The sequence below is a fragment of the Streptomyces sp. NBC_01306 genome, assembly GCF_026340465.1.
GTDB lineage: Bacteria > Actinomycetota > Actinomycetes > Streptomycetales > Streptomycetaceae > Streptomyces.
The window spans coordinates 2,647,064-2,663,570 of record NZ_JAPEPC010000001.1; the positions used below are offsets into that span (position 1 = coordinate 2,647,064).

Genomic DNA, 16,507 nt, shown 5'->3' on the forward strand with positions numbered 1-16,507 from the left:
TTCCCTGCGGGCCACCGGGCCGCGGTGGCGATCGCCCCCCGGCCGGCCTCGGATCCGGCCCTTCGGACTCGGCCTCGGACTCGGCCTCAGCAGCAGCCGGCGGCCCCCGGCAGGGTCCGCATATTACGTGCCTCACGGCTCCTGGCCGCGAGCAACTCGTCGGCGGGGTAGCCCACTTCCTCCAGCGTCAGCCCATGTGGCCGCACCACGCGCACCGAGGAATCGCGCACCGCGACGGCAAGCACCTTCCCCGGCCACTCCACCGGCCGGTGCCCGTCGCCGACGGAGAGCAGCGCGCCCACCAGCGAGCGGACCATGTTGTGGCAGAAGGCGTCGGCCCGCACGGTTCCGGTGACGATCCCGTCGGTGCCGCGCTCCCAGATCAGCTGCTGGAGGGTGCGGATCGTGGTCGCGCCCTCGCGCTTCTTGCAGTACGCGGCGAAGTCGTGCTCCCCGATGAGGGCCTGCGAAGCGGCGTTCATCGCCGGGAGGTCCAGCTCCCGGTCGTGCCAGAGGACGTGCCCGCGCAGCAGCGGATCGACCCCGCCGGGCCGGTCGCTCACGCGGTAGGCGTACCGGCGCCAGATCGCCGAGAACCGGGCGTTGAAGCCCGGCGGCGCCTCGGCCACCCGCCACACCCGTACGTCCTGGGGAAGCCGCCCGGACAGCCGCCGCAGCAGCATCTCCCGGTGCTCCTCCCACACCTCACGGGGGAGGTCGACCTGCGCGACCTGGCCACGGGCGTGCACCCCGGCGTCGGTGCGTCCGGCGACCGTCAGGTCGTACGTCGTGGCCGAGCGGGTCACGGTACGGATGGCCGACTCCAACTCGCCCTGCACCGTGCGCCGTTCGTTCTGCTTCGCCCAGCCGGAGAAGTCCCTGCCGTCGTACGCAAGGTCCAGCCGCACCCGTACCGAACCGGGCTCCACCTCATCACTCACCAGCGCATCCTCTCAGCCTCACGCGCCCCACCGCACCGCACGATTCACCCACCACACAAAGAAGAACGGACCCGCACCGCCCCGGAGGGAGATACGAGCCCGTTCAGCTGTCCTCAGAACGTTGTCCTCAGAACGCTGCCCTCAAAAGGGTCAGGCGTCCTTGGACTCCGCCTCGACCGGCTTCGCGTCCTCGACGACCTCGGCCGGGGCCTCGGTCTTCGGGGCAGCGTCCTTGGCGGCACGCTTGGTCGCGGCCTCGGCCTCACCGGTGGCCTCCTGGGCCACGGTCAGCGCCTCGACCAGCTCGATGACCGCCATCGGGGCGTTGTCGCCACGACGGTTGCCGATCTTGGTGATGCGGGTGTAGCCACCGGGGCGGTTCTCGTACCGGGGGGCGATCTCGGTGAAGAGCGTGTGGACGACGCCCTTGTCCGTGATCGACTTCAGCACGAGGCGACGGTTGTGGATGTCGCCCTTCTTCGCCTTGGTGATGAAACGCTCCGCGACCGGACGCAGGCGGCGAGCCTTGGCCTCGGTCGTGGTGATGCGGCCGTGCTCGAACAGCGACTTCGCGAGGTTCGCGAGAAGCAGACGCTCGTGCGCGGCGCCGCCGCCCAGACGGGCACCCTTGGCAGGCTTCGGCATGGTGTTTCTCCTTGTGATCTGCACCGGCCGTATCAGGTACCGGTGTCAGTAACCGGCGGGCTGCTGCCCGCCGGAAGTCCACGGCCGGGACCCCGGACATTCCCGGGGTCCCGGCCGGAGGCGTATCAGTACTGCTCGGTCTCCACGAAACCGGCGTCCGCGTCGTCGTCCGCACCGAAGGCGTCGGCGGCGGCGGTCGGGTCGAATCCGGGCGGGCTGTCCTTGAGCGCGAGGCCCATGCCGGCCAGCTTCGCCTTGACCTCGTCGATCGACTTCGCACCGAAGTTGCGGATGTCGAGCAGGTCGGCCTCGGACCGCGCCACGAGCTCACCCACGGAGTGGATGCCCTCGCGCTTGAGGCAGTTGTACGAACGGACGGTGAGCTCAAGCTCCTCGATCGGCAGCGCCAGATCGGCGGCGAGCGCGGCGTCCGTCGGCGACGGGCCCATGTCGATGCCCTCGGCGTCGATGTTGAGCTCGCGGGCCAGACCGAACAGCTCGACCAGGGTCTTACCGGCCGACGCCATGGCGTCACGGGGACGCATGGCCTGCTTGGTCTCGACGTCGACGATCAGCTTGTCGAAGTCGGTGCGCTGCTCGACACGGGTCGCCTCGACCTTGTACGTGACCTTCAGCACCGGGGAGTAGATGGAGTCGACCGGGATGCGGCCGATCTCCTGGCCCAGCTGCTTGTTCTGCACGGCGGAGACGTAGCCGCGGCCGCGCTCGACGGTCAGCTCCATCTCCAGCTTGCCCTTGCCGTTCAGCGTGGCGAGGACCAGGTCGGGGTTGTGCACCTCGACACCGGCCGGCGGGGCGATGTCAGCAGCGGTGACCAGGCCGGGGCCCTGCTTGCGCAGGTACATCACGACCGGCTCGTCGTGCTCCGAGGAAACGACCAGCTGCTTGATGTTGAGGATGAGGTCGGTCACGTCCTCCTTGACGCCCGGCACGGTGGTGAACTCGTGCAGGACACCGTCGACGCGGATGCTGGTGACAGCGGCGCCGGGGATCGAGGAGAGGAGCGTGCGGCGGAGCGAGTTGCCGAGGGTGTAGCCGAAGCCCGGCTCCAGCGGCTCGATCACGAACCGCGAGCGGTACTCGTCGACGACCTCTTCGGTCAGCGACGGACGCTGAGCGATAAGCATGTGGTGATCCTTCAGTCGTGGGCGCCCACTATTTGACGCCCCCAAGGTCTTGCTGTGGTGCGGTGCTGCTGCTGTGCGGTTCTGCCGGTGCACAGGCACAGGAATCGCGTGCCGCACACGTACTACAAGAGTACGAGTCCTACAAGGGTACGGGCGGTACGCCGAAAAGAGGCCGTACCGCCCGCATAACCCTGTGGAACAGTCCGACGCCGGAGCGTCAGACGCGACGCCGCTTCGGGGGGCGGCAGCCGTTGTGCGGGGTGGGGGTGACGTCCTGGATCGAGCCGACCTCAAGGCCGGTGGCCTGGAGGGAGCGGATCGCGGTCTCACGGCCGGAGCCGGGACCCTTGACGAAGACGTCGACCTTGCGCATGCCGTGCTCCTGCGCGCGACGGGCGGCCGACTCGGCGGCCATCTGCGCGGCGAAGGGGGTGGACTTGCGCGAGCCCTTGAAGCCGACGTGGCCGGCGGAGGCCCAGGAGATCACGTTGCCCGAGGGGTCCGTGATCGAGACGATCGTGTTGTTGAACGTGCTCTTGATGTGGGCATGCCCGTGAGCGACGTTCTTCTTTTCCTTGCGGCGCACCTTCTTGGTAGCACCCTGACGGCCCTTAGGAGGCATGTCTTACTCCCGGTGGAGTGGAGGTGATCGGTCCTACAGCGAAGACCGCTGAACAGCGTCCCTAGCTGAGGACTACTTCTTGCCCGGCTTCTTCTTACCGGCGATCGCGCGACGCGGGCCCTTGCGGGTACGAGCGTTCGTGCTGGTGCGCTGGCCGTGGACCGGAAGCCCACGACGGTGACGCAGACCCTGGTAGCAGCCGATCTCGACCTTGCGGCGGATGTCGGCCTGGATCTCGCGGCGGAGGTCACCCTCGGTGCGGAGGTTGGCGTCCACGTACTCGCGGATCTTGACCAGGTCCTCTTCGGCCAGATCACGAACGCGGGTGTTGGGGTCAACACCGGTGGCGGCCAGGGCCTCCTTGGACCGGGTGCGCCCGATGCCGAAGACGTAGGTGAGGGCAACCTCCACGCGCTTTTCGCGCGGGATGTCAACACCTGAAACGCGTGCCATTCAATGGCTCCTGTTGATATCGGGGGTCTTCCGCAGAGCCTGTCCCAGACGAAAGTGCCTGCGTTGTGCAGGCACTATTCCGGGTCCCCGGCCCCCGCCGGAGGTGTCGCCCGCTGTGTCAGCTGGGCGGGCCCTGCGTATGTACGTATTTACGTGCGTCGCGCGAAGAACTGCGAGGTGCAGGTCGTGCGTCAGCCCTGGCGCTGCTTGTGGCGCAGGTTGTCGCAGATGACCATGACCCGACCGTGACGGCGGATCACCTTGCACTTGTCGCAGATCTTCTTGACGCTCGGCTTGACCTTCATGGGATGTCAGGTTCTCCGGGTCGGTGCCACCACCACGCCGTGAAGCGGGGTGCGGGCAAGATCTACTTGTAGCGGTAGACGATCCGACCACGCGTCAGGTCGTACGGAGACAGCTCCACGACGACCCGGTCATCCGGGAGGATACGGATGTAGTGCATCCGCATCTTGCCGCTGATGTGCGCTAGGACCTTGTGACCGTTCTGAAGTTCCACCTTGAACATTGCGTTCGGGAGGGACTCGATCACGGTGCCCTCGATTTCGATGGCACCTTGCTTCTTGGCCACGCTTCGCCCTTCGAATCGGCTACCTTGATCGACTCCGTACAGCACGCATGTCGACATGACATGCATGAAGACATACGGGTATACGCGAGCCGACGAGTCAGTCTACGTCAGGGCATCCATAAAGACGAATCCGGGAAGACTGCCCTGCTGTCAAGATCCTTAAGCCACTCGGCCGCACAGTCGGCCGTACACGCGCCCGCGTGCGCGGGCGCGCGGTCAGCCGAGCGGGTCGGGGGCCGTCGTCACGCCGAGCTCCGCCAGTTTCGCCTTGCCGCCGTCCGGCGCCGTCAGCACGATCAGCCCCTCGTCGGTCAGCGCGATCGAGTGCTCCCAGTGCGAGGACCAGGTCCCGTCGGTCGTGATGACCGTCCAGTCGTCCTCCAGCACCTGGGTGCGGGGCGTGCCCAGCGAGACCATCGGCTCGATCGCCAGGCAGAAGCCGGGGACCAGCTTCGGGTTGTGCCGGCCGATGAGGCGGCGTTTGTCGACGTAGTTCAGCAGATGCGGGTCCATGTGCATCTCGGAACCGATGCCGTGGCCGCCGTAGTCCTCGATGATCCCGTACTTGCCGGAGGACGGGCGGGGCTGGCGGCGGATGTAGCCCTCGATCGCCTTCGACACCTCGGCGAGCCTGGCGCCCTTCTTCATCGCGGCGATCCCGGCCCACATCGACTCCTCGGTCACCCGGGAGAGCTCGACCAGCTCCGGGGCGTGCCCGGTGCCGACGAACGCGGTGTAGGCGGCGTCGCCGTGCCAGCCGTCAATGATCGCGCCGCAGTCGATCGAGATGATGTCGCCGTCCTTGAGGACGGTCTTCTCGTCCGGGATGCCGTGGACCACGACCTCGTTCACCGAGGTACAGATGGTGGCCGGGAAACCGCCGTAGCCGAGGAAGTTCGGCTTCGCGTTGTGGTCGGCGAGCACCTTGCGGGCGACCTGGTCCAGGTCGTTCGTGGTGGCCCCGGGTACCGCGGCCTCACGGGTCGCGGCGTGGATCGCGGCGACGACCAGTCCCGCCTCACGCATCTTCGCGATCTGCTCGGGAGTCTTGATCTCCACCATCGAAATTGCCTTCCGCATCGAACCGGATCTGTCTGCTCAACAATGATCTATCTGCTCAACAGTACGGCCGCGGCGTCCTGGGGACACCGCGGCCGTGCGTACACGTACTGCCTGTCAGACCTTGTCGGCCTGCAGGGCCTCCATCGCCCGCTCGGTCACCTCGGTGACCTTGCCGAGCGCGGAGATCGTCGACACCAGGCCCTGGGCCTTGTAGTGGTCGATGATCGGCTCGGTCTGCGTGTGGTAGACCTCCAGCCGGGTGCGCACCGTCGCCTCGGTGTCGTCACCGCGCTGGTAGAGCTCGCCGCCGCAGATGTCGCAGATGCCCTCGTGCTTCGGGCGGCTGTACTCGACGTGGAACACATGACTTGAGTCGTTGCGGCAGATACGCCGGCCGGCGATCCGCTTCACGACCTCGTCCTCGGGGACCTCAAGGTCCAGCACCGCGTCCAGCTTCTGTCCCTCGGAGCTCAACCACTCGTCGAGTGCCTGGGCCTGGGCGACGTTGCGCGGGAAACCGTCGAGGAGGAAACCGCCCTCGGCGTCGGGCTGGGACATCCGGTCCTGCGCCATCCCGATGGTGACCTCGTCCGGAACCAGCTCGCCGGCGTCCATCAGCGCCTTGGCCTGCCTGCCCAGCTCCGTGCCCTGACTGATATTGGCACGGAAGAGGTCGCCCGTGGAGATGTGCGGGATGTCCAGGTCCTTGGCAAGGTACGCGGCCTGCGTTCCCTTGCCCGCCCCGGGCGGTCCGACGAGGACGATACGCATCAGCGGAGGAACCCTTCGTAATTACGCTGCTGGAGCTGGCTCTCAATCTGCTTCACGGTCTCCAGACCCACACCCACGATGATCAGGATGCTCGTCCCGCCGAACGGGAAGTTCTGGTTCGCGCCGAAGCCAACCAACGCCATCGTTGGGACAAGAGCGATCACACCCAGATACAGCGACCCCGGCCAGGTGATCCGGTTGAGTACGTAGCTCAGATACTCAGCGGTCGGTCGGCCAGCCCGGATGCCCGGGATGAAGCCACCATACTTCTTCATGTTGTCGGCGACTTCCTCGGGGTTGAACGAGATCGCCACATAGAAGAAGGCGAAGAACACGATCAACAGGAAGTACGTGATGATGTAGGCCGGGTGATCGCCCTTGACCAGGTTGTCCTTGACCCAGGTCGCCCAGCCGGCGGTCGAACCGCTGAACTGCACGATGAGGCCCGGGATGTAGAGCAGCGACGAAGCGAAGATGACCGGAATCACACCGGCCTGGTTCACCTTGAGCGGGATGTAGGTGGACGTACCACCGTAGGACTTCCGGCCGATCATGCGCTTCGCGTACTGGACGGGGATGCGGCGCTGGGCCTGCTCCACGAAGACGACGAGGCCGACCATGGCCAGACCCACCAGGATCACCGCACCGAACTCGATCCAGCCGCCCGCCAGCTTGCCCTGCTGCTTGACGGCCCACAGCGCGCCGGGGAAACCGGCCGCGATGGAGACGAACATCAGGATCGACATTCCGTTGCCGATGCCGCGGTCGGTGACGAGCTCGCCGAGCCACATGACCATGCAGGTGCCGGCGACCATGCAGACCACCATGGTGACGGTGGTGAAGATCGACTGGTCGGGCACGATCTGGTTGGCCACGGGGCAGCTGCCGAAGAGCGCGCCGGTCCGGGCGGTCGCCACCAGACCGGTGCCCTGGAGGACCGCGAGCGCCACGGTCAGATAACGCGTGTACTGCGTGACCTTCGCCTGACCGGACTGCCCTTCCTTCTTCAGCGCTTCCAGCCGCGGGATCACCACGGTCAGCAGCTGAAGGATGATGCTCGCCGTGATGTACGGCATGATGCCGAGCGCGAAGATGGTGATCTGCAACAGTGCGCCACCACTGAACATGTTGACCAGACCGAAGAGACCCTGGTTGGTCTTCGTCTGGTCAAGACACTGCTGGACGTTCGTGTAGCTGACCCCGGGGATCGGGATGTGCGTTCCGAGCCGGTAGATCACGATGATGGCGAGTGTGAACAGCAGCTTCTTGCGCAGGTCGGGCGTCTTGAACGCTCGGGCGAACGCGGTGAGCACGGTGCCTCCTGCGACCCCCGCGCGTCTGCGTAGAGGTGACGGTCTTGAGAATTCGACGATGGACGGTATGCGTATCGGTCAATAGCCGTACCGATACACCACGCTGAGTACAGACAGTGCAGCGCCACCATACCGGCGACCCTGCCCCCCTTGGAACGACCAACCGGGGATGCCCTTTCAAAAAGGCATCCCCGGTTGGGTGTTCAGGTCATCGAGTCGTCTCAGACGAGCTCGGTGACGGTGCCGCCCGCGGCGGCAATCTTCTCCTTGGCGGAGCCGGAGACGGCGTCAACCGAAACCGTCAGCGCCACCGAGATCTCGCCCTGGCCCAGGACCTTGACGAGGCTGTTCTTACGTACCGCGCCCTTGGCGACCAGGCCGGCCACCGTGACCTCTCCACCCTCGGGGTAGAGCTCGCCGAGCTTGTCCAGGTTGACAACCTGGAACTCGGTGCGGAACGGGTTCTTGAAGCCCTTCAGCTTCGGGAGGCGCATGTGGAGGGGCATCTGCCCGCCCTCGAAGCGCTCCGGAACCTGGTAACGGGCCTTCGTGCCCTTGGTACCACGACCTGCGGTCTTACCCTTGGACGCCTCACCACGACCCACACGGGTCTTGGCGGTCTTGGCGCCCGGGGCGGGCCGGAGGTTGTGGACCTTCAGCGGGTTGTTCTCCGCCATGTCAGTCGACCTCCTCAACCGTCACGAGGTGGCGGACGGTGTTAGCCATTCCGCGGAACTCGGGGCGGTCCTCCTTGACAACCACGTCGTGCAGGCGCTTGAGCCCGAGCGAACGCAGGGTGTCGCGGTGGTTCTGCTTGCTGCCGATGTACGACTTCGTCTGCGTGATCTTGAGGCGAGCCATTACGCACCCGCTCCCGCACGCGCACGGAGCAGAGCCGCGGGGGCGACGTCCTCAAGGGGCAGACCACGGCGAGCCGCGATCTCCTCGGGACGCTGCAGGCCCTGGAGGGCCGCCACGGTCGCGTGCACGATGTTGATCGCGTTGTCGGAGCCGAGCGACTTCGACAGGATGTCGTGGACGCCGGCGCACTCCAGAACGGCGCGCACCGGGCCACCGGCGATAACACCGGTACCGGGGGAAGCAGGCTTGAGCAGAACGACGCCCGCAGCCTTCTCGCCCGTGATCGGGTGAGGGATGGTGCCCTGGATACGCGGGACCTTGAAGAAGCTCTTCTTCGCCTCTTCGACGCCCTTGGCGATGGCCGCGGGAACTTCCTTGGCCTTGCCGTATCCGACACCTACGGTGCCGTCACCGTCTCCGACCACGACGAGCGCGGTGAAGCTGAAGCGACGACCACCCTTGACAACCTTGGCAACGCGGTTGATCGCGACTACGCGCTCAACGTAAGCGGTCTTCTCGGCGGCAGCGCCACCGTCGCGACCCTTCCGGTCCCGCCGCTCGCCGCCACCGGCACCGCTTCCGCGGCGCTGGGGTCCAGCCATTGGATTTACCTCTCTCTGTTACGTCCGTTAGTCCCGGAACCGGGGCTTAGAACTTCAGCCCGGCTTCGCGGGCGGCGTCAGCCAGAGCGGCAATGCGCCCGGCGTACCTGTTGCCACCACGGTCGAACACGACAGCCTCGACACCCGCGGCCTTCGCGCGCTCGGCGACGAGCGCACCGACCTGCTGTGCCTGGGCGCTCTTGTCGCCCTCGCCACCGCGGATCGAGGTGTCCAGGGTCGACGCCGAAGCGAGCGTGTGGCCCGCGATGTCGTCGATGACCTGCGCAACGATGTTGCGGTTGGAGCGCGTCACGACCAGGCGCGGACGCTCCGGCGTGCCGGAGACGTGCTTGCGGACACGGACGTGGCGGCGCTTGATGGCAGCGCGCTTGTACGCGTCACCCTTGGCGATCTTTACACCGTATGCCATGGCTTACTTACCCGCCTTTCCGACCTTGCGGCGGATAACCTCGCCGGCGTACTTGACGCCCTTGGCCTTGTACGGGTCGGGCTTCCGCAGCTTGCGGATCTTCGCCGATACCTCGCCGACCTTCTGCTTGTCGATGCCCTCGACGCTGAACTTCGTGGGCGACTCGACCTTGAAGGTGATGCCCTCAGGGGCCTCGATGGTGATCGAGTGGCTGTAGCCCAGGGCGAACTCCAGGTTGGAGCCCTTCGCCTGGACGCGGTAACCGACACCGCTGATTTCGAGCGCCTTGGTGTATCCCGTGGTCACGCCGGTGATCATGTTCGCCACCAGCGTGCGGGACAGGCCGTGAAGGGCCTTGTTCTGACGCTCGTCGTTAGGACGGACGACGTTGAGCACGCCGTCCTCGCCCTTGGTGACCTCGATCGGCGCGGCAACGGTGTGCGAGAGGGACCCCTTGGGGCCCTTCACCGCGACCGTGCGGCCATCGATGGTGACGTCCACACCGGCGGGAACCTGGATGGGGAGCTTGCCGATTCGCGACATGAGCTTTTCCTCCGTTCCCGACTACCAGACGTAGGCGAGGACTTCCCCACCTACGCCCTTCTTGCTTGCCTGCTGACCGGTCAGGAGGCCGTAGGACGTGGAGATGATCGCCACGCCCAGGCCGCCGAGAACCTTCGGCAGACTTGTGGACTTCGCGTACACACGCAGACCCGGCTTCGAGATCCGCTTGATGCCTGCGATCGAGCGCTCGCGGTTCGGGCCGAACTTCAGCTCCAGAACGAGGTTCTTGCCGACCTCGGCGTCCTCGGTCTTCCAGCCGGTGATGAAGCCCTCCTGCTGGAGGATCTCCGCGATGTGCGACTTGATCTTGCTGTGCGGCATCACGACGGAGTCGTGGTACGCCGAGTTTGCGTTACGCAGACGCGTGAGCATGTCTGCGATGGGATCAGTCATGGTCATGAATTGGCCTTCGGCCTCTCTCGCCGGGGTTTCCTGTATGCGCCATCCCTCTCCCCACTCAGTGGCGGGACGGGTGCGGTGCGGGGACCTACGGCGTAGTAAGCGTTTTGTCAGCGGGCTTGGCCCGCGGGCGGTCGGGCGGCAGAGGCCCAACCCCGCAAGCCTACGGCATGCGGAGGAGGGCTTCTGCCGACCTGATGCTTACCGAGAGCCTCCGATAATTCCCGGAAAGGGAATTACCAGGAGCTCTTGGTCACGCCCGGCAGCTCGCCGCGGTGGGCCATCTCACGAAGGCACACACGGCACAGGCCGAACTTGCGGTAGACGGAGTGGGGCCGGCCGCAGCGCTGGCAGCGGGTGTACCCGCGGACGCCGAACTTCGGCTTGCGGGCGGCCTTAGCGATCAGGGACTTCTTCGCCACGGTCAGTTCTCCTTGAACGGGAAGCCGAGGTGACGAAGGAGGGCACGACCCTCGTCGTCATTGGTCGCCGTGGTGACCACGGTGATGTCCATGCCCCGGACCCGGTCGATCTTGTCCTGGTCGATCTCGTGGAACATGACCTGCTCCGTGAGACCGAAGGTGTAGTTGCCACGGCCGTCGAACTGCTTCGGCGACAGGCCACGGAAGTCACGGATACGCGGAAGCGCGAGCGACAGCGTACGGTCCAGGAACTCCCACATCCGGTCACCGCGGAGGGTGACGTGGCAGCCGATCGGCTGCCCCTCGCGCAGCTTGAACTGCGCGATCGACTTGCGGGCCTTGGTGACGGCCGGCTTCTGACCGGTGATCGTGGTGAGGTCCTTGATGGCACCGTCGATCAGCTTGGAGTCGCGGGCGGCGTCGCCCACACCCATGTTGACCACGATCTTGACGAGACCGGGGATCTGCATGACGTTCTCGTACGAGAACTCCTCACGCAGCTTGCCGGCGATTTCCTCGCGGTAGCGCGTCTTCAGACGCGGCGCAGTGGTGGCAGTCATCAGATGTCCTCACCGGTCCGCTTGGCAACGCGGATCTTGTTGCCCTCGTCGTCAAAGCGGTAGCCGACGCGGGTGACGACCTTCTTGCCGTCCTTCTCCACCACCAGCTGAACGTTGCTGACGTGGACAGGGGCTTCGGTCGTCACGATGCCACCGGTCTGCGAACCACGAGCGGTCTGGCCGGCCTTGGTGTGCTTCTTGACCCGGTTGACACCCTCGACGAGGACACGGTTCTGCGTGGGGTAGGCAACGATGACCTTGCCCTGCTTGCCGCGGTCCTTACCGGTGATGACCTGAACCAGGTCGCCCTTCTTGATCTTCATGCTTACAGCACCTCCGGCGCGAGCGAGATGATCTTCATGAACTTCTTCTCGCGCAGCTCACGGCCCACCGGGCCGAAGATACGGGTGCCGCGGGGGTCGCCGTCGTTCTTCAGAATGACGGCGGCGTTCTCGTCGAAGCGGATGTACGAGCCGTCCTGACGACGACGCTCCTTGACGGTGCGAACGATGACCGCCTTGACGACGTCACCCTTCTTCACGTTGCCACCGGGGATCGCGTCCTTGACGGTGGCGACAATGACGTCACCGATACCCGCGTAGCGGCGACCCGAGCCACCGAGAACACGAATGGTGAGAATTTCCTTCGCACCCGTGTTGTCGGCGACGCGAAGTCGCGACTCCTGCTGGATCACGTCTATCTCCTGATCGTCTGCCGGTTCCCGGCGGGGGACTTACGCAAGTGACTTACGCGAGTCCCCCACCGAGCCTGGCGGAACTGACCTGAGCGATGAGCTCAGGGATTCTTACTTGGCCTTCTCGAGGATCTCGACGATGCGCCAGCGCTTCGACGCCGACAGCGGCCGTGTCTCCATGATGACAACACGGTCGCCGACACCGGCGGCATTGGCCTCGTCGTGCGCCTTGAGCTTGTTGGTACGGCGGATGACCTTGCCGTACAGCGCGTGCTTGACGCGGTCCTCGACAGCGACGACGACGGTCTTGTCCATCTTGTCGCTGACGACGAGACCCTCACGGGTCTTGCGGAAACCGCGCTGCTCAGTCGTCTCAGTCACATTCTTCTCGCTCATCAGGCGCTCTCCACCGTCTCGATGCCCAGCTCGCGCTCACGCATCAGGGTGTAGATCCGGGCGATGTCCTTACGGACGGACTTGAGCCGACCGTGGTTCTCGAGCTGTCCGGTCGCCGCCTGGAAGCGGAGGTTGAACAGCTCTTCCTTGGCCTCACGCAGCTTGGCGACGAGGTCCTCGTCGTTCAGCTCACGCAGCTCGGTCGCCTTGATACCGGCCGCCATCACGACTCACCTGCCTCGCGCCGCACGATGCGGCACTTCATCGGAAGCTTGTGGGCGGCGCGGGTGAGCGCCTCCTTAGCGACCTTCTCGTTCGGGTAGGACAGCTCGAACATCACCCGGCCGGGCTTGACGTTCGCGATCCACCACTCCGGGGAGCCCTTACCCGAACCCATGCGGGTCTCGGCGGGCTTCTTGGTGAGGGGACGGTCCGGGTAGATGTTGATCCAGACCTTGCCGCCACGCTTGATGTGGCGGGTCATCGCGATACGAGCAGCCTCGATCTGGCGGTTCGTCACGTACGCCGGCGTCAGAGCCTGGATGCCGTACTCACCGAATGCGACCTCAGTGCCACCCTTCGCCATACCACTGCGCTTGGGGTGGTGCTGCTTGCGGTGCTTGACCCTACGAGGGATCAGCATGTCGGTCAGGCCTCCGTTCCAGTGCTCTCAGCCGGAGCAGCGGCTGCGGGAGCGTCGGCCTTGGGGGCCTCGGCTGCCGGCGCGGACTGCTGCGGCTTGCGGCCGCGGCCGCCACGCTCGCCGCCACGGCCACCACGGCCGCCGGCTGCCGGACGGTCACTGCCGCCACCACGGGCCGGGCGGTTACCCGCACGGGCCGCGGCGTTCTCGGCACGGACCTCGGCGATGTTCTTGACATTGCCCTTGTAGATCCAGACCTTCACGCCGATACGGCCGAAGGTCGTCTTGGCCTCGAAGAAGCCGTAGTCCACGTTCGCGCGGAGCGTGTGCAGCGGCACACGGCCCTCGCGGTAGAACTCCGAACGGGACATCTCGGCGCCGCCGAGACGGCCACCGCACTGGATCTTGATGCCCTTGGCGCCAGCCTTCATCGTCGACTGCATGCTCTTACGCATGGCGCGACGGAAGGAGACACGCGAGGAGAGCTGCTCGGCGACGGCCTGGGCCACCAGCTGAGCGTCCACCTCGGGGTTCTTGACCTCAAGGATGTTGAGCTGGACCTGCTTGCCGGTCAGCTTCTCCAGCTCGCCGCGGATGCGGTCGGCCTCGGCGCCGCGGCGGCCGATGACGATGCCCGGACGAGCGGTGTGGATGTCGACGCGGACGCGGTCGCGGGTGCGCTCGATCTCAACCTTCGAGATGCCGGCGCGCTCCATGCCCTTCGTCATCATGCGACGAATGGCGACGTCTTCCTTGACGTAGTCCTTGTACAGCTTGTCGGCGTACCAACGGGACTTGAAGTCCGTGGTAATGCCGAGTCGGAACCCGTGCGGGTTAACCTTCTGGCCCATTACCGGGTTCCTTCCTTGCTGCTGACGACCACGGTGATGTGGCTGGTCCGCTTGCGGATCCGGTAGGCACGGCCCTGGGCGCGCGGACGGAACCGCTTCAGGGTCGGGCCCTCGTCGACGTATGCCTCGGAGATGACAAGGCTGCCGGCGTCGGTGTGGTCGTAATTGTGTGCAGCGTTGGCGATGGCGCTGTCAAGCACCTTGCCAACCGGCACGCTCGCGGCCTGCGGGGCGAAACGCAGGACCGCCTGAGCCTCCGTGGCATCCATGCCACGGATAAGGTCCACCACGCGGCGGGCCTTCATGGGCGTGACGCGGATGTACCGCGCCTGGGCCCTGGCTTCCATGGTTGTCCCTTCGGTGTCGTTCATAGTCTTCGCACCCCGCCTTAGCGGCGCTTCGACTTGCGGTCGTCCTTGACGTGGCCGCGGAAGGTGCGGGTCGGCGCAAACTCGCCGAGCTTGTGGCCGACCATCGACTCGGTGACGAACACCGGGACGTGGATCTTGCCGTTGTGCACCGCGATGGTGTGTCCCAGCATGTCCGGGATGATCATCGAGCGCCGGGACCAGGTCTTGATGACGTTCTTGGTGCCTGCTTCGTTCTGTACGTCCACCTTCTTGACAAGGTGTCCGTCGACGAAAGGCCCCTTCTTGAGACTGCGCGGCATCTAAACCCGCTCCTAGCGCTTCTTGTTCGTCTTGCGGCGGCGGACGATGTACTTGCTCGAAGCCTTCTTCGGCGAGCGAGTACGACCCTCCTTCTGACCCCACGGGCTGACCGGGTGGCGACCACCGGAGGTCTTGCCCTCACCACCACCGTGCGGGTGGTCGACCGGGTTCATCGCGACACCGCGGACGGACGGGCGGACGCCCTTCCAGCGCATACGGCCGGCCTTGCCCCAGTTGATGTTCGACTGCTCGGCATTGCCGACCTCGCCGATGGTGGCGCGGCAGCGGATGTCGACCAGACGGACCTCGCCCGACGGCATACGAAGGTGCGCCATGGCGCCTTCCTTCGCGAGCAGCTGGACCGAAGCACCCGCGGAACGGGCGATCTTCGCTCCGCCACCGGGACGCATCTCGATGGCGTGGATGGTCGTACCGACCGGGATGTTGCGCAGCGGCAGGTTGTTGCCCGGCTTGATGTCGGCACCTGCGCCGTTCTCCACCCGGTCGCCCTGGCCCAGCTTGGCCGGGGCAAGGATGTAGCGCTTCTCGCCGTCCGCGTAGTGCAGGAGCGCGATGCGCGCGGTGCGGTTCGGGTCGTACTCGATGTGCGCGACCTTCGCCGGCACACCGTCCTTGTCGTGACGACGGAAGTCGATCACACGGAAGGCACGCTTGTGTCCGCCACCCTGGTGACGAACGGTGATCCGGCCGGTGTTGTTACGGCCGCCCTTGCTGTGCAGAGGGCGAACCAGCGACTTCTCCGGCGTGGACCGCGTGATCTCGACAAAGTCGGCAACGGAGGAGCCACGGCGGCCCGGCGTTGTCGGCTTGTACTTGCGGATTCCCATTTCTCAGTCCTCGTCCGATTCCGGACGATCCAGACCGCCGTCAGGCGGTCGGACCGCCGAAGATGTCGATACGGTCGCCCTCGGCAAGGGTCACGATGGCGCGCTTGGTGTCAGCGCGCTTTCCGAACCCGGTACGGGTGCGCTTGCGCTTGCCCTGGCGGTTGATCGTGTTGACTCCGGTGACCTTGACCGAGAAGACCGCTTCCACGGCCTGCTTGATCTGGGTCTTGTTGGAGCCCGGCGCGACGATGAACGTGTACTTGTTCTCGTCGAGCAGCGCGTAGCTCTTCTCGGAAACAACCGGCTTGACGAGGACGTCGCGCGGGTCCGTGAAGGTCTTGCTGGTAACGGTCGCCTCAGCCATCAGACGTCGCTCCCTTCGGTCTCAGTGGTGGCCTTGGGGCCAGACACGAAGGACTCGAAGGCGGCCTTGGTGAAGACCACGTCATCGGAGACGAGCACGTCGTACGTGTTCAGCTGGCCCGGCTCCAGGAGGTGCACCTGGGGCAGGTTGCGGGCGGAGAGCCACGCGGCCTCGTCCGAACGCTCGGCGACCAGGAGCACGTGCTTGCGCTCGCTGACCTTGCCCAGCAGGGACTTCGCGGCCTTCGTGGAGGCAGCGCCCTCGACCACGCCGGAGACGACGTGGACGCGAGCGTTCTGCGCCCGGTCGGTGAGGGCACCGCGCAGAGCGGCGACCTTCATCTTCTTCGGAGTGCGCTGCGAGTAGTCACGCGGCTGCGGGCCGTGGACGACGCCACCGCCGGCGAACTGCGGCGCACGGGTCGAACCCTGGCGCGCGCGGCCGGTGCCCTTCTGGCGGTAAGGCTTCTTACCGCCACCGCGGACTTCGCCGCGACGCTTGGTCTTGTGCGTGCCCTGACGGGCCGCGGCCAGCTGTGCGACAACGACCTGGTGGATCAGCGGGATGCTGATCTTGGCGTCGAAGATCTCCGAGGGGAGTTCGACGGTCCCGGCCTTGTCGCCTGCCGGCGAAAGGATGTCAATGGTGCTCATCGGTT

Annotated in this window: 29 protein-coding genes; all 29 read right to left on the reverse strand. The window is 65.9% G+C overall.

The window, feature by feature from the left end; all coding sequences use genetic code 11:
• Nucleotides 1-86 precede the first annotated feature (86 nt).
• Nucleotides 87-941 (reverse strand): tRNA pseudouridine(38-40) synthase TruA, encoded by an 855-nt coding sequence (gene truA / locus OG385_RS11365; RefSeq protein ID WP_266854245.1) that lies wholly within the window; start codon nucleotides 939-941, stop codon nucleotides 87-89.
• Between the two features lie 150 nt (nucleotides 942-1,091).
• On the reverse strand, nucleotides 1,092-1,586 hold the full coding sequence (gene rplQ, locus OG385_RS11370) for a 50S ribosomal protein L17 (RefSeq protein WP_164264461.1): 495 nt from the start codon (nucleotides 1,584-1,586) through the stop codon (nucleotides 1,092-1,094).
• Between the two features lie 125 nt (nucleotides 1,587-1,711).
• Nucleotides 1,712-2,734, reverse strand: a complete 1,023-nt coding sequence (locus OG385_RS11375; RefSeq protein WP_164264460.1) for a DNA-directed RNA polymerase subunit alpha — start codon at nucleotides 2,732-2,734, stop codon at nucleotides 1,712-1,714.
• A gap of 217 nt (nucleotides 2,735-2,951) precedes the next feature.
• Nucleotides 2,952-3,356: a 30S ribosomal protein S11 gene (rpsK, locus tag OG385_RS11380; protein ID WP_125496499.1), complete on the reverse strand. Its 405-nt coding sequence runs from the start codon at nucleotides 3,354-3,356 to the stop codon at nucleotides 2,952-2,954.
• Between the two features lie 72 nt (nucleotides 3,357-3,428).
• On the reverse strand, nucleotides 3,429-3,809 hold the full coding sequence (gene rpsM, locus OG385_RS11385; RefSeq protein ID WP_164264459.1) for a 30S ribosomal protein S13: 381 nt from the start codon (nucleotides 3,807-3,809) through the stop codon (nucleotides 3,429-3,431).
• A gap of 191 nt (nucleotides 3,810-4,000) precedes the next feature.
• Nucleotides 4,001-4,114: a 50S ribosomal protein L36 gene (gene rpmJ, locus OG385_RS11390; RefSeq protein ID WP_003956441.1), complete on the reverse strand. Its 114-nt coding sequence runs from the start codon at nucleotides 4,112-4,114 to the stop codon at nucleotides 4,001-4,003.
• Nucleotides 4,115-4,176: 62 nt separating this feature from the next.
• Nucleotides 4,177-4,398, reverse strand: a complete 222-nt coding sequence (gene infA / locus OG385_RS11395; RefSeq protein WP_003956442.1) for a translation initiation factor IF-1 — start codon at nucleotides 4,396-4,398, stop codon at nucleotides 4,177-4,179.
• Nucleotides 4,399-4,614: 216 nt separating this feature from the next.
• Nucleotides 4,615-5,460, reverse strand: coding sequence for a type I methionyl aminopeptidase (gene map / locus OG385_RS11400; protein WP_266860776.1), 846 nt, complete (start codon nucleotides 5,458-5,460; stop codon nucleotides 4,615-4,617).
• 114 nt (nucleotides 5,461-5,574) lie between these two features.
• Entirely contained in the window at nucleotides 5,575-6,231 is a 657-nt protein-coding gene (locus OG385_RS11405) for an adenylate kinase (RefSeq protein WP_266854249.1), read from the reverse strand.
• Nucleotides 6,231-7,544, reverse strand: a complete 1,314-nt coding sequence (secY, locus tag OG385_RS11410) for a preprotein translocase subunit SecY (protein ID WP_266854250.1) — start codon at nucleotides 7,542-7,544, stop codon at nucleotides 6,231-6,233. The genes OG385_RS11405 and secY overlap by 1 nt, the downstream gene beginning before the upstream one ends.
• Before the next feature lie 221 nt (nucleotides 7,545-7,765).
• Nucleotides 7,766-8,221 carry a 50S ribosomal protein L15 gene (gene rplO, locus OG385_RS11415; RefSeq protein ID WP_266854252.1) on the reverse strand — a complete coding sequence of 152 codons (456 nt, stop codon included), beginning with the start codon at nucleotides 8,219-8,221 and terminating at the stop codon, nucleotides 7,766-7,768.
• Between the two features lies 1 nt (nucleotide 8,222).
• Nucleotides 8,223-8,405, reverse strand: a complete 183-nt coding sequence (gene rpmD, locus OG385_RS11420) for a 50S ribosomal protein L30 (protein ID WP_024491595.1) — start codon at nucleotides 8,403-8,405, stop codon at nucleotides 8,223-8,225.
• Nucleotides 8,405-9,007, reverse strand: a complete 603-nt coding sequence (gene rpsE, locus OG385_RS11425; RefSeq protein ID WP_164264455.1) for a 30S ribosomal protein S5 — start codon at nucleotides 9,005-9,007, stop codon at nucleotides 8,405-8,407. Before rpsE ends, rpmD begins: the two co-directional genes overlap by 1 nt.
• Before the next feature lie 46 nt (nucleotides 9,008-9,053).
• The gene (rplR, locus tag OG385_RS11430) at nucleotides 9,054-9,437 is read right to left on the reverse strand and encodes a 50S ribosomal protein L18 (RefSeq protein WP_164264454.1); all 384 of its coding nucleotides are present in this window, start codon (nucleotides 9,435-9,437) and stop codon (nucleotides 9,054-9,056) included.
• 3 nt (nucleotides 9,438-9,440) lie between these two features.
• Nucleotides 9,441-9,980 (reverse strand): 50S ribosomal protein L6, encoded by a 540-nt coding sequence (rplF, locus tag OG385_RS11435; RefSeq protein WP_266854255.1) that lies wholly within the window; start codon nucleotides 9,978-9,980, stop codon nucleotides 9,441-9,443.
• 21 nt (nucleotides 9,981-10,001) lie between these two features.
• Nucleotides 10,002-10,400, reverse strand: a complete 399-nt coding sequence (gene rpsH / locus OG385_RS11440; RefSeq protein ID WP_266854257.1) for a 30S ribosomal protein S8 — start codon at nucleotides 10,398-10,400, stop codon at nucleotides 10,002-10,004.
• A gap of 236 nt (nucleotides 10,401-10,636) precedes the next feature.
• Nucleotides 10,637-10,822 (reverse strand): type Z 30S ribosomal protein S14, encoded by a 186-nt coding sequence (locus OG385_RS11445; RefSeq protein WP_024491590.1) that lies wholly within the window; start codon nucleotides 10,820-10,822, stop codon nucleotides 10,637-10,639.
• Between the two features lie 2 nt (nucleotides 10,823-10,824).
• A complete protein-coding gene (gene rplE, locus OG385_RS11450) occupies nucleotides 10,825-11,382 on the reverse strand; it encodes a 50S ribosomal protein L5 (protein WP_164264451.1) in 558 nt (185 codons plus the stop codon).
• Nucleotides 11,382-11,705: a 50S ribosomal protein L24 gene (gene rplX / locus OG385_RS11455; protein WP_164264450.1), complete on the reverse strand. Its 324-nt coding sequence runs from the start codon at nucleotides 11,703-11,705 to the stop codon at nucleotides 11,382-11,384. The genes rplE and rplX overlap by 1 nt, the downstream gene beginning before the upstream one ends.
• Before the next feature lie 2 nt (nucleotides 11,706-11,707).
• Nucleotides 11,708-12,076 carry a 50S ribosomal protein L14 gene (gene rplN / locus OG385_RS11460; RefSeq protein WP_003966950.1) on the reverse strand — a complete coding sequence of 123 codons (369 nt, stop codon included), beginning with the start codon at nucleotides 12,074-12,076 and terminating at the stop codon, nucleotides 11,708-11,710.
• Between the two features lie 111 nt (nucleotides 12,077-12,187).
• Nucleotides 12,188-12,472: a 30S ribosomal protein S17 gene (rpsQ, locus tag OG385_RS11465; RefSeq protein ID WP_266854259.1), complete on the reverse strand. Its 285-nt coding sequence runs from the start codon at nucleotides 12,470-12,472 to the stop codon at nucleotides 12,188-12,190.
• On the reverse strand, nucleotides 12,472-12,696 hold the full coding sequence (rpmC, locus tag OG385_RS11470; RefSeq protein ID WP_030368408.1) for a 50S ribosomal protein L29: 225 nt from the start codon (nucleotides 12,694-12,696) through the stop codon (nucleotides 12,472-12,474). Before rpmC ends, rpsQ begins: the two co-directional genes overlap by 1 nt.
• Nucleotides 12,696-13,115 carry a 50S ribosomal protein L16 gene (gene rplP, locus OG385_RS11475; protein ID WP_164264448.1) on the reverse strand — a complete coding sequence of 140 codons (420 nt, stop codon included), beginning with the start codon at nucleotides 13,113-13,115 and terminating at the stop codon, nucleotides 12,696-12,698. Before rplP ends, rpmC begins: the two co-directional genes overlap by 1 nt.
• 5 nt (nucleotides 13,116-13,120) lie before the next feature.
• Nucleotides 13,121-13,966 (reverse strand): 30S ribosomal protein S3, encoded by an 846-nt coding sequence (gene rpsC, locus OG385_RS11480; RefSeq protein WP_266854264.1) that lies wholly within the window; start codon nucleotides 13,964-13,966, stop codon nucleotides 13,121-13,123.
• Nucleotides 13,966-14,313: a 50S ribosomal protein L22 gene (gene rplV / locus OG385_RS11485; protein ID WP_006604878.1), complete on the reverse strand. Its 348-nt coding sequence runs from the start codon at nucleotides 14,311-14,313 to the stop codon at nucleotides 13,966-13,968. The genes rpsC and rplV overlap by 1 nt, the downstream gene beginning before the upstream one ends.
• Before the next feature lie 41 nt (nucleotides 14,314-14,354).
• The gene (rpsS, locus tag OG385_RS11490; protein WP_164264446.1) at nucleotides 14,355-14,636 is read right to left on the reverse strand and encodes a 30S ribosomal protein S19; all 282 of its coding nucleotides are present in this window, start codon (nucleotides 14,634-14,636) and stop codon (nucleotides 14,355-14,357) included.
• 12 nt (nucleotides 14,637-14,648) lie between these two features.
• The gene (gene rplB, locus OG385_RS11495) at nucleotides 14,649-15,485 is read right to left on the reverse strand and encodes a 50S ribosomal protein L2 (protein WP_164264445.1); all 837 of its coding nucleotides are present in this window, start codon (nucleotides 15,483-15,485) and stop codon (nucleotides 14,649-14,651) included.
• Nucleotides 15,486-15,525: 40 nt separating this feature from the next.
• Nucleotides 15,526-15,849, reverse strand: coding sequence for a 50S ribosomal protein L23 (rplW, locus tag OG385_RS11500; RefSeq protein ID WP_266854266.1), 324 nt, complete (start codon nucleotides 15,847-15,849; stop codon nucleotides 15,526-15,528).
• Nucleotides 15,849-16,502 (reverse strand): 50S ribosomal protein L4, encoded by a 654-nt coding sequence (rplD, locus tag OG385_RS11505; protein WP_164264443.1) that lies wholly within the window; start codon nucleotides 16,500-16,502, stop codon nucleotides 15,849-15,851. The genes rplW and rplD overlap by 1 nt, the downstream gene beginning before the upstream one ends.
• Nucleotides 16,503-16,507 lie beyond the last annotated feature (5 nt).

Bases quoted from the DNA above. Each gene is read 5' to 3' on its own strand.
- rpmD (WP_024491595.1), bottom strand. From the start codon at position 8,405: ATGGCTCGCCTCAAGATCACGCAGACGAAGTCGTACATCGGCAGCAAG.
- rplD (WP_164264443.1), bottom strand. From the start codon at position 16,502: ATGAGCACCATTGACATCCTTTCGCCGGCAGGCGACAAGGCCGGGACC.
- rpsH (WP_266854257.1), bottom strand. From the start codon at position 10,400: ATGACCATGACTGATCCCATCGCAGACATGCTCACGCGTCTGCGTAAC.
- rpsC (WP_266854264.1), bottom strand. From the start codon at position 13,966: ATGGGCCAGAAGGTTAACCCGCACGGGTTCCGACTCGGCATTACCACG.
- rplF (WP_266854255.1), bottom strand. From the start codon at position 9,980: ATGTCGCGAATCGGCAAGCTCCCCATCCAGGTTCCCGCCGGTGTGGAC.
- rplR (WP_164264454.1), bottom strand. From the start codon at position 9,437: ATGGCATACGGTGTAAAGATCGCCAAGGGTGACGCGTACAAGCGCGCT.
- rplP (WP_164264448.1), bottom strand. From the start codon at position 13,115: ATGCTGATCCCTCGTAGGGTCAAGCACCGCAAGCAGCACCACCCCAAG.
- rplV (WP_006604878.1), bottom strand. From the start codon at position 14,313: ATGGAAGCCAGGGCCCAGGCGCGGTACATCCGCGTCACGCCCATGAAG.
- OG385_RS11405 (WP_266854249.1), bottom strand. From the start codon at position 6,231: ATGCGTATCGTCCTCGTCGGACCGCCCGGGGCGGGCAAGGGAACGCAG.
- rpsQ (WP_266854259.1), bottom strand. From the start codon at position 12,472: ATGAGCGAGAAGAATGTGACTGAGACGACTGAGCAGCGCGGTTTCCGC.
- rpsS (WP_164264446.1), bottom strand. From the start codon at position 14,636: ATGCCGCGCAGTCTCAAGAAGGGGCCTTTCGTCGACGGACACCTTGTC.
- rplB (WP_164264445.1), bottom strand. From the start codon at position 15,485: ATGGGAATCCGCAAGTACAAGCCGACAACGCCGGGCCGCCGTGGCTCC.
- rpsE (WP_164264455.1), bottom strand. From the start codon at position 9,007: ATGGCTGGACCCCAGCGCCGCGGAAGCGGTGCCGGTGGCGGCGAGCGG.
- rpmC (WP_030368408.1), bottom strand. From the start codon at position 12,696: ATGGCGGCCGGTATCAAGGCGACCGAGCTGCGTGAGCTGAACGACGAG.
- rplX (WP_164264450.1), bottom strand. From the start codon at position 11,705: ATGAAGATCAAGAAGGGCGACCTGGTTCAGGTCATCACCGGTAAGGAC.
- rplW (WP_266854266.1), bottom strand. From the start codon at position 15,849: ATGGCTGAGGCGACCGTTACCAGCAAGACCTTCACGGACCCGCGCGAC.
- rplQ (WP_164264461.1), bottom strand. From the start codon at position 1,586: ATGCCGAAGCCTGCCAAGGGTGCCCGTCTGGGCGGCGGCGCCGCGCAC.
- OG385_RS11375 (WP_164264460.1), bottom strand. From the start codon at position 2,734: ATGCTTATCGCTCAGCGTCCGTCGCTGACCGAAGAGGTCGTCGACGAG.
- rplO (WP_266854252.1), bottom strand. From the start codon at position 8,221: ATGGCGGAGAACAACCCGCTGAAGGTCCACAACCTCCGGCCCGCCCCG.
- rpsK (WP_125496499.1), bottom strand. From the start codon at position 3,356: ATGCCTCCTAAGGGCCGTCAGGGTGCTACCAAGAAGGTGCGCCGCAAG.
- rpmJ (WP_003956441.1), bottom strand. From the start codon at position 4,114: ATGAAGGTCAAGCCGAGCGTCAAGAAGATCTGCGACAAGTGCAAGGTG.
- map (WP_266860776.1), bottom strand. From the start codon at position 5,460: ATGGTGGAGATCAAGACTCCCGAGCAGATCGCGAAGATGCGTGAGGCG.
- rpsM (WP_164264459.1), bottom strand. From the start codon at position 3,809: ATGGCACGCGTTTCAGGTGTTGACATCCCGCGCGAAAAGCGCGTGGAG.
- rplE (WP_164264451.1), bottom strand. From the start codon at position 11,382: ATGACTGCCACCACTGCGCCGCGTCTGAAGACGCGCTACCGCGAGGAA.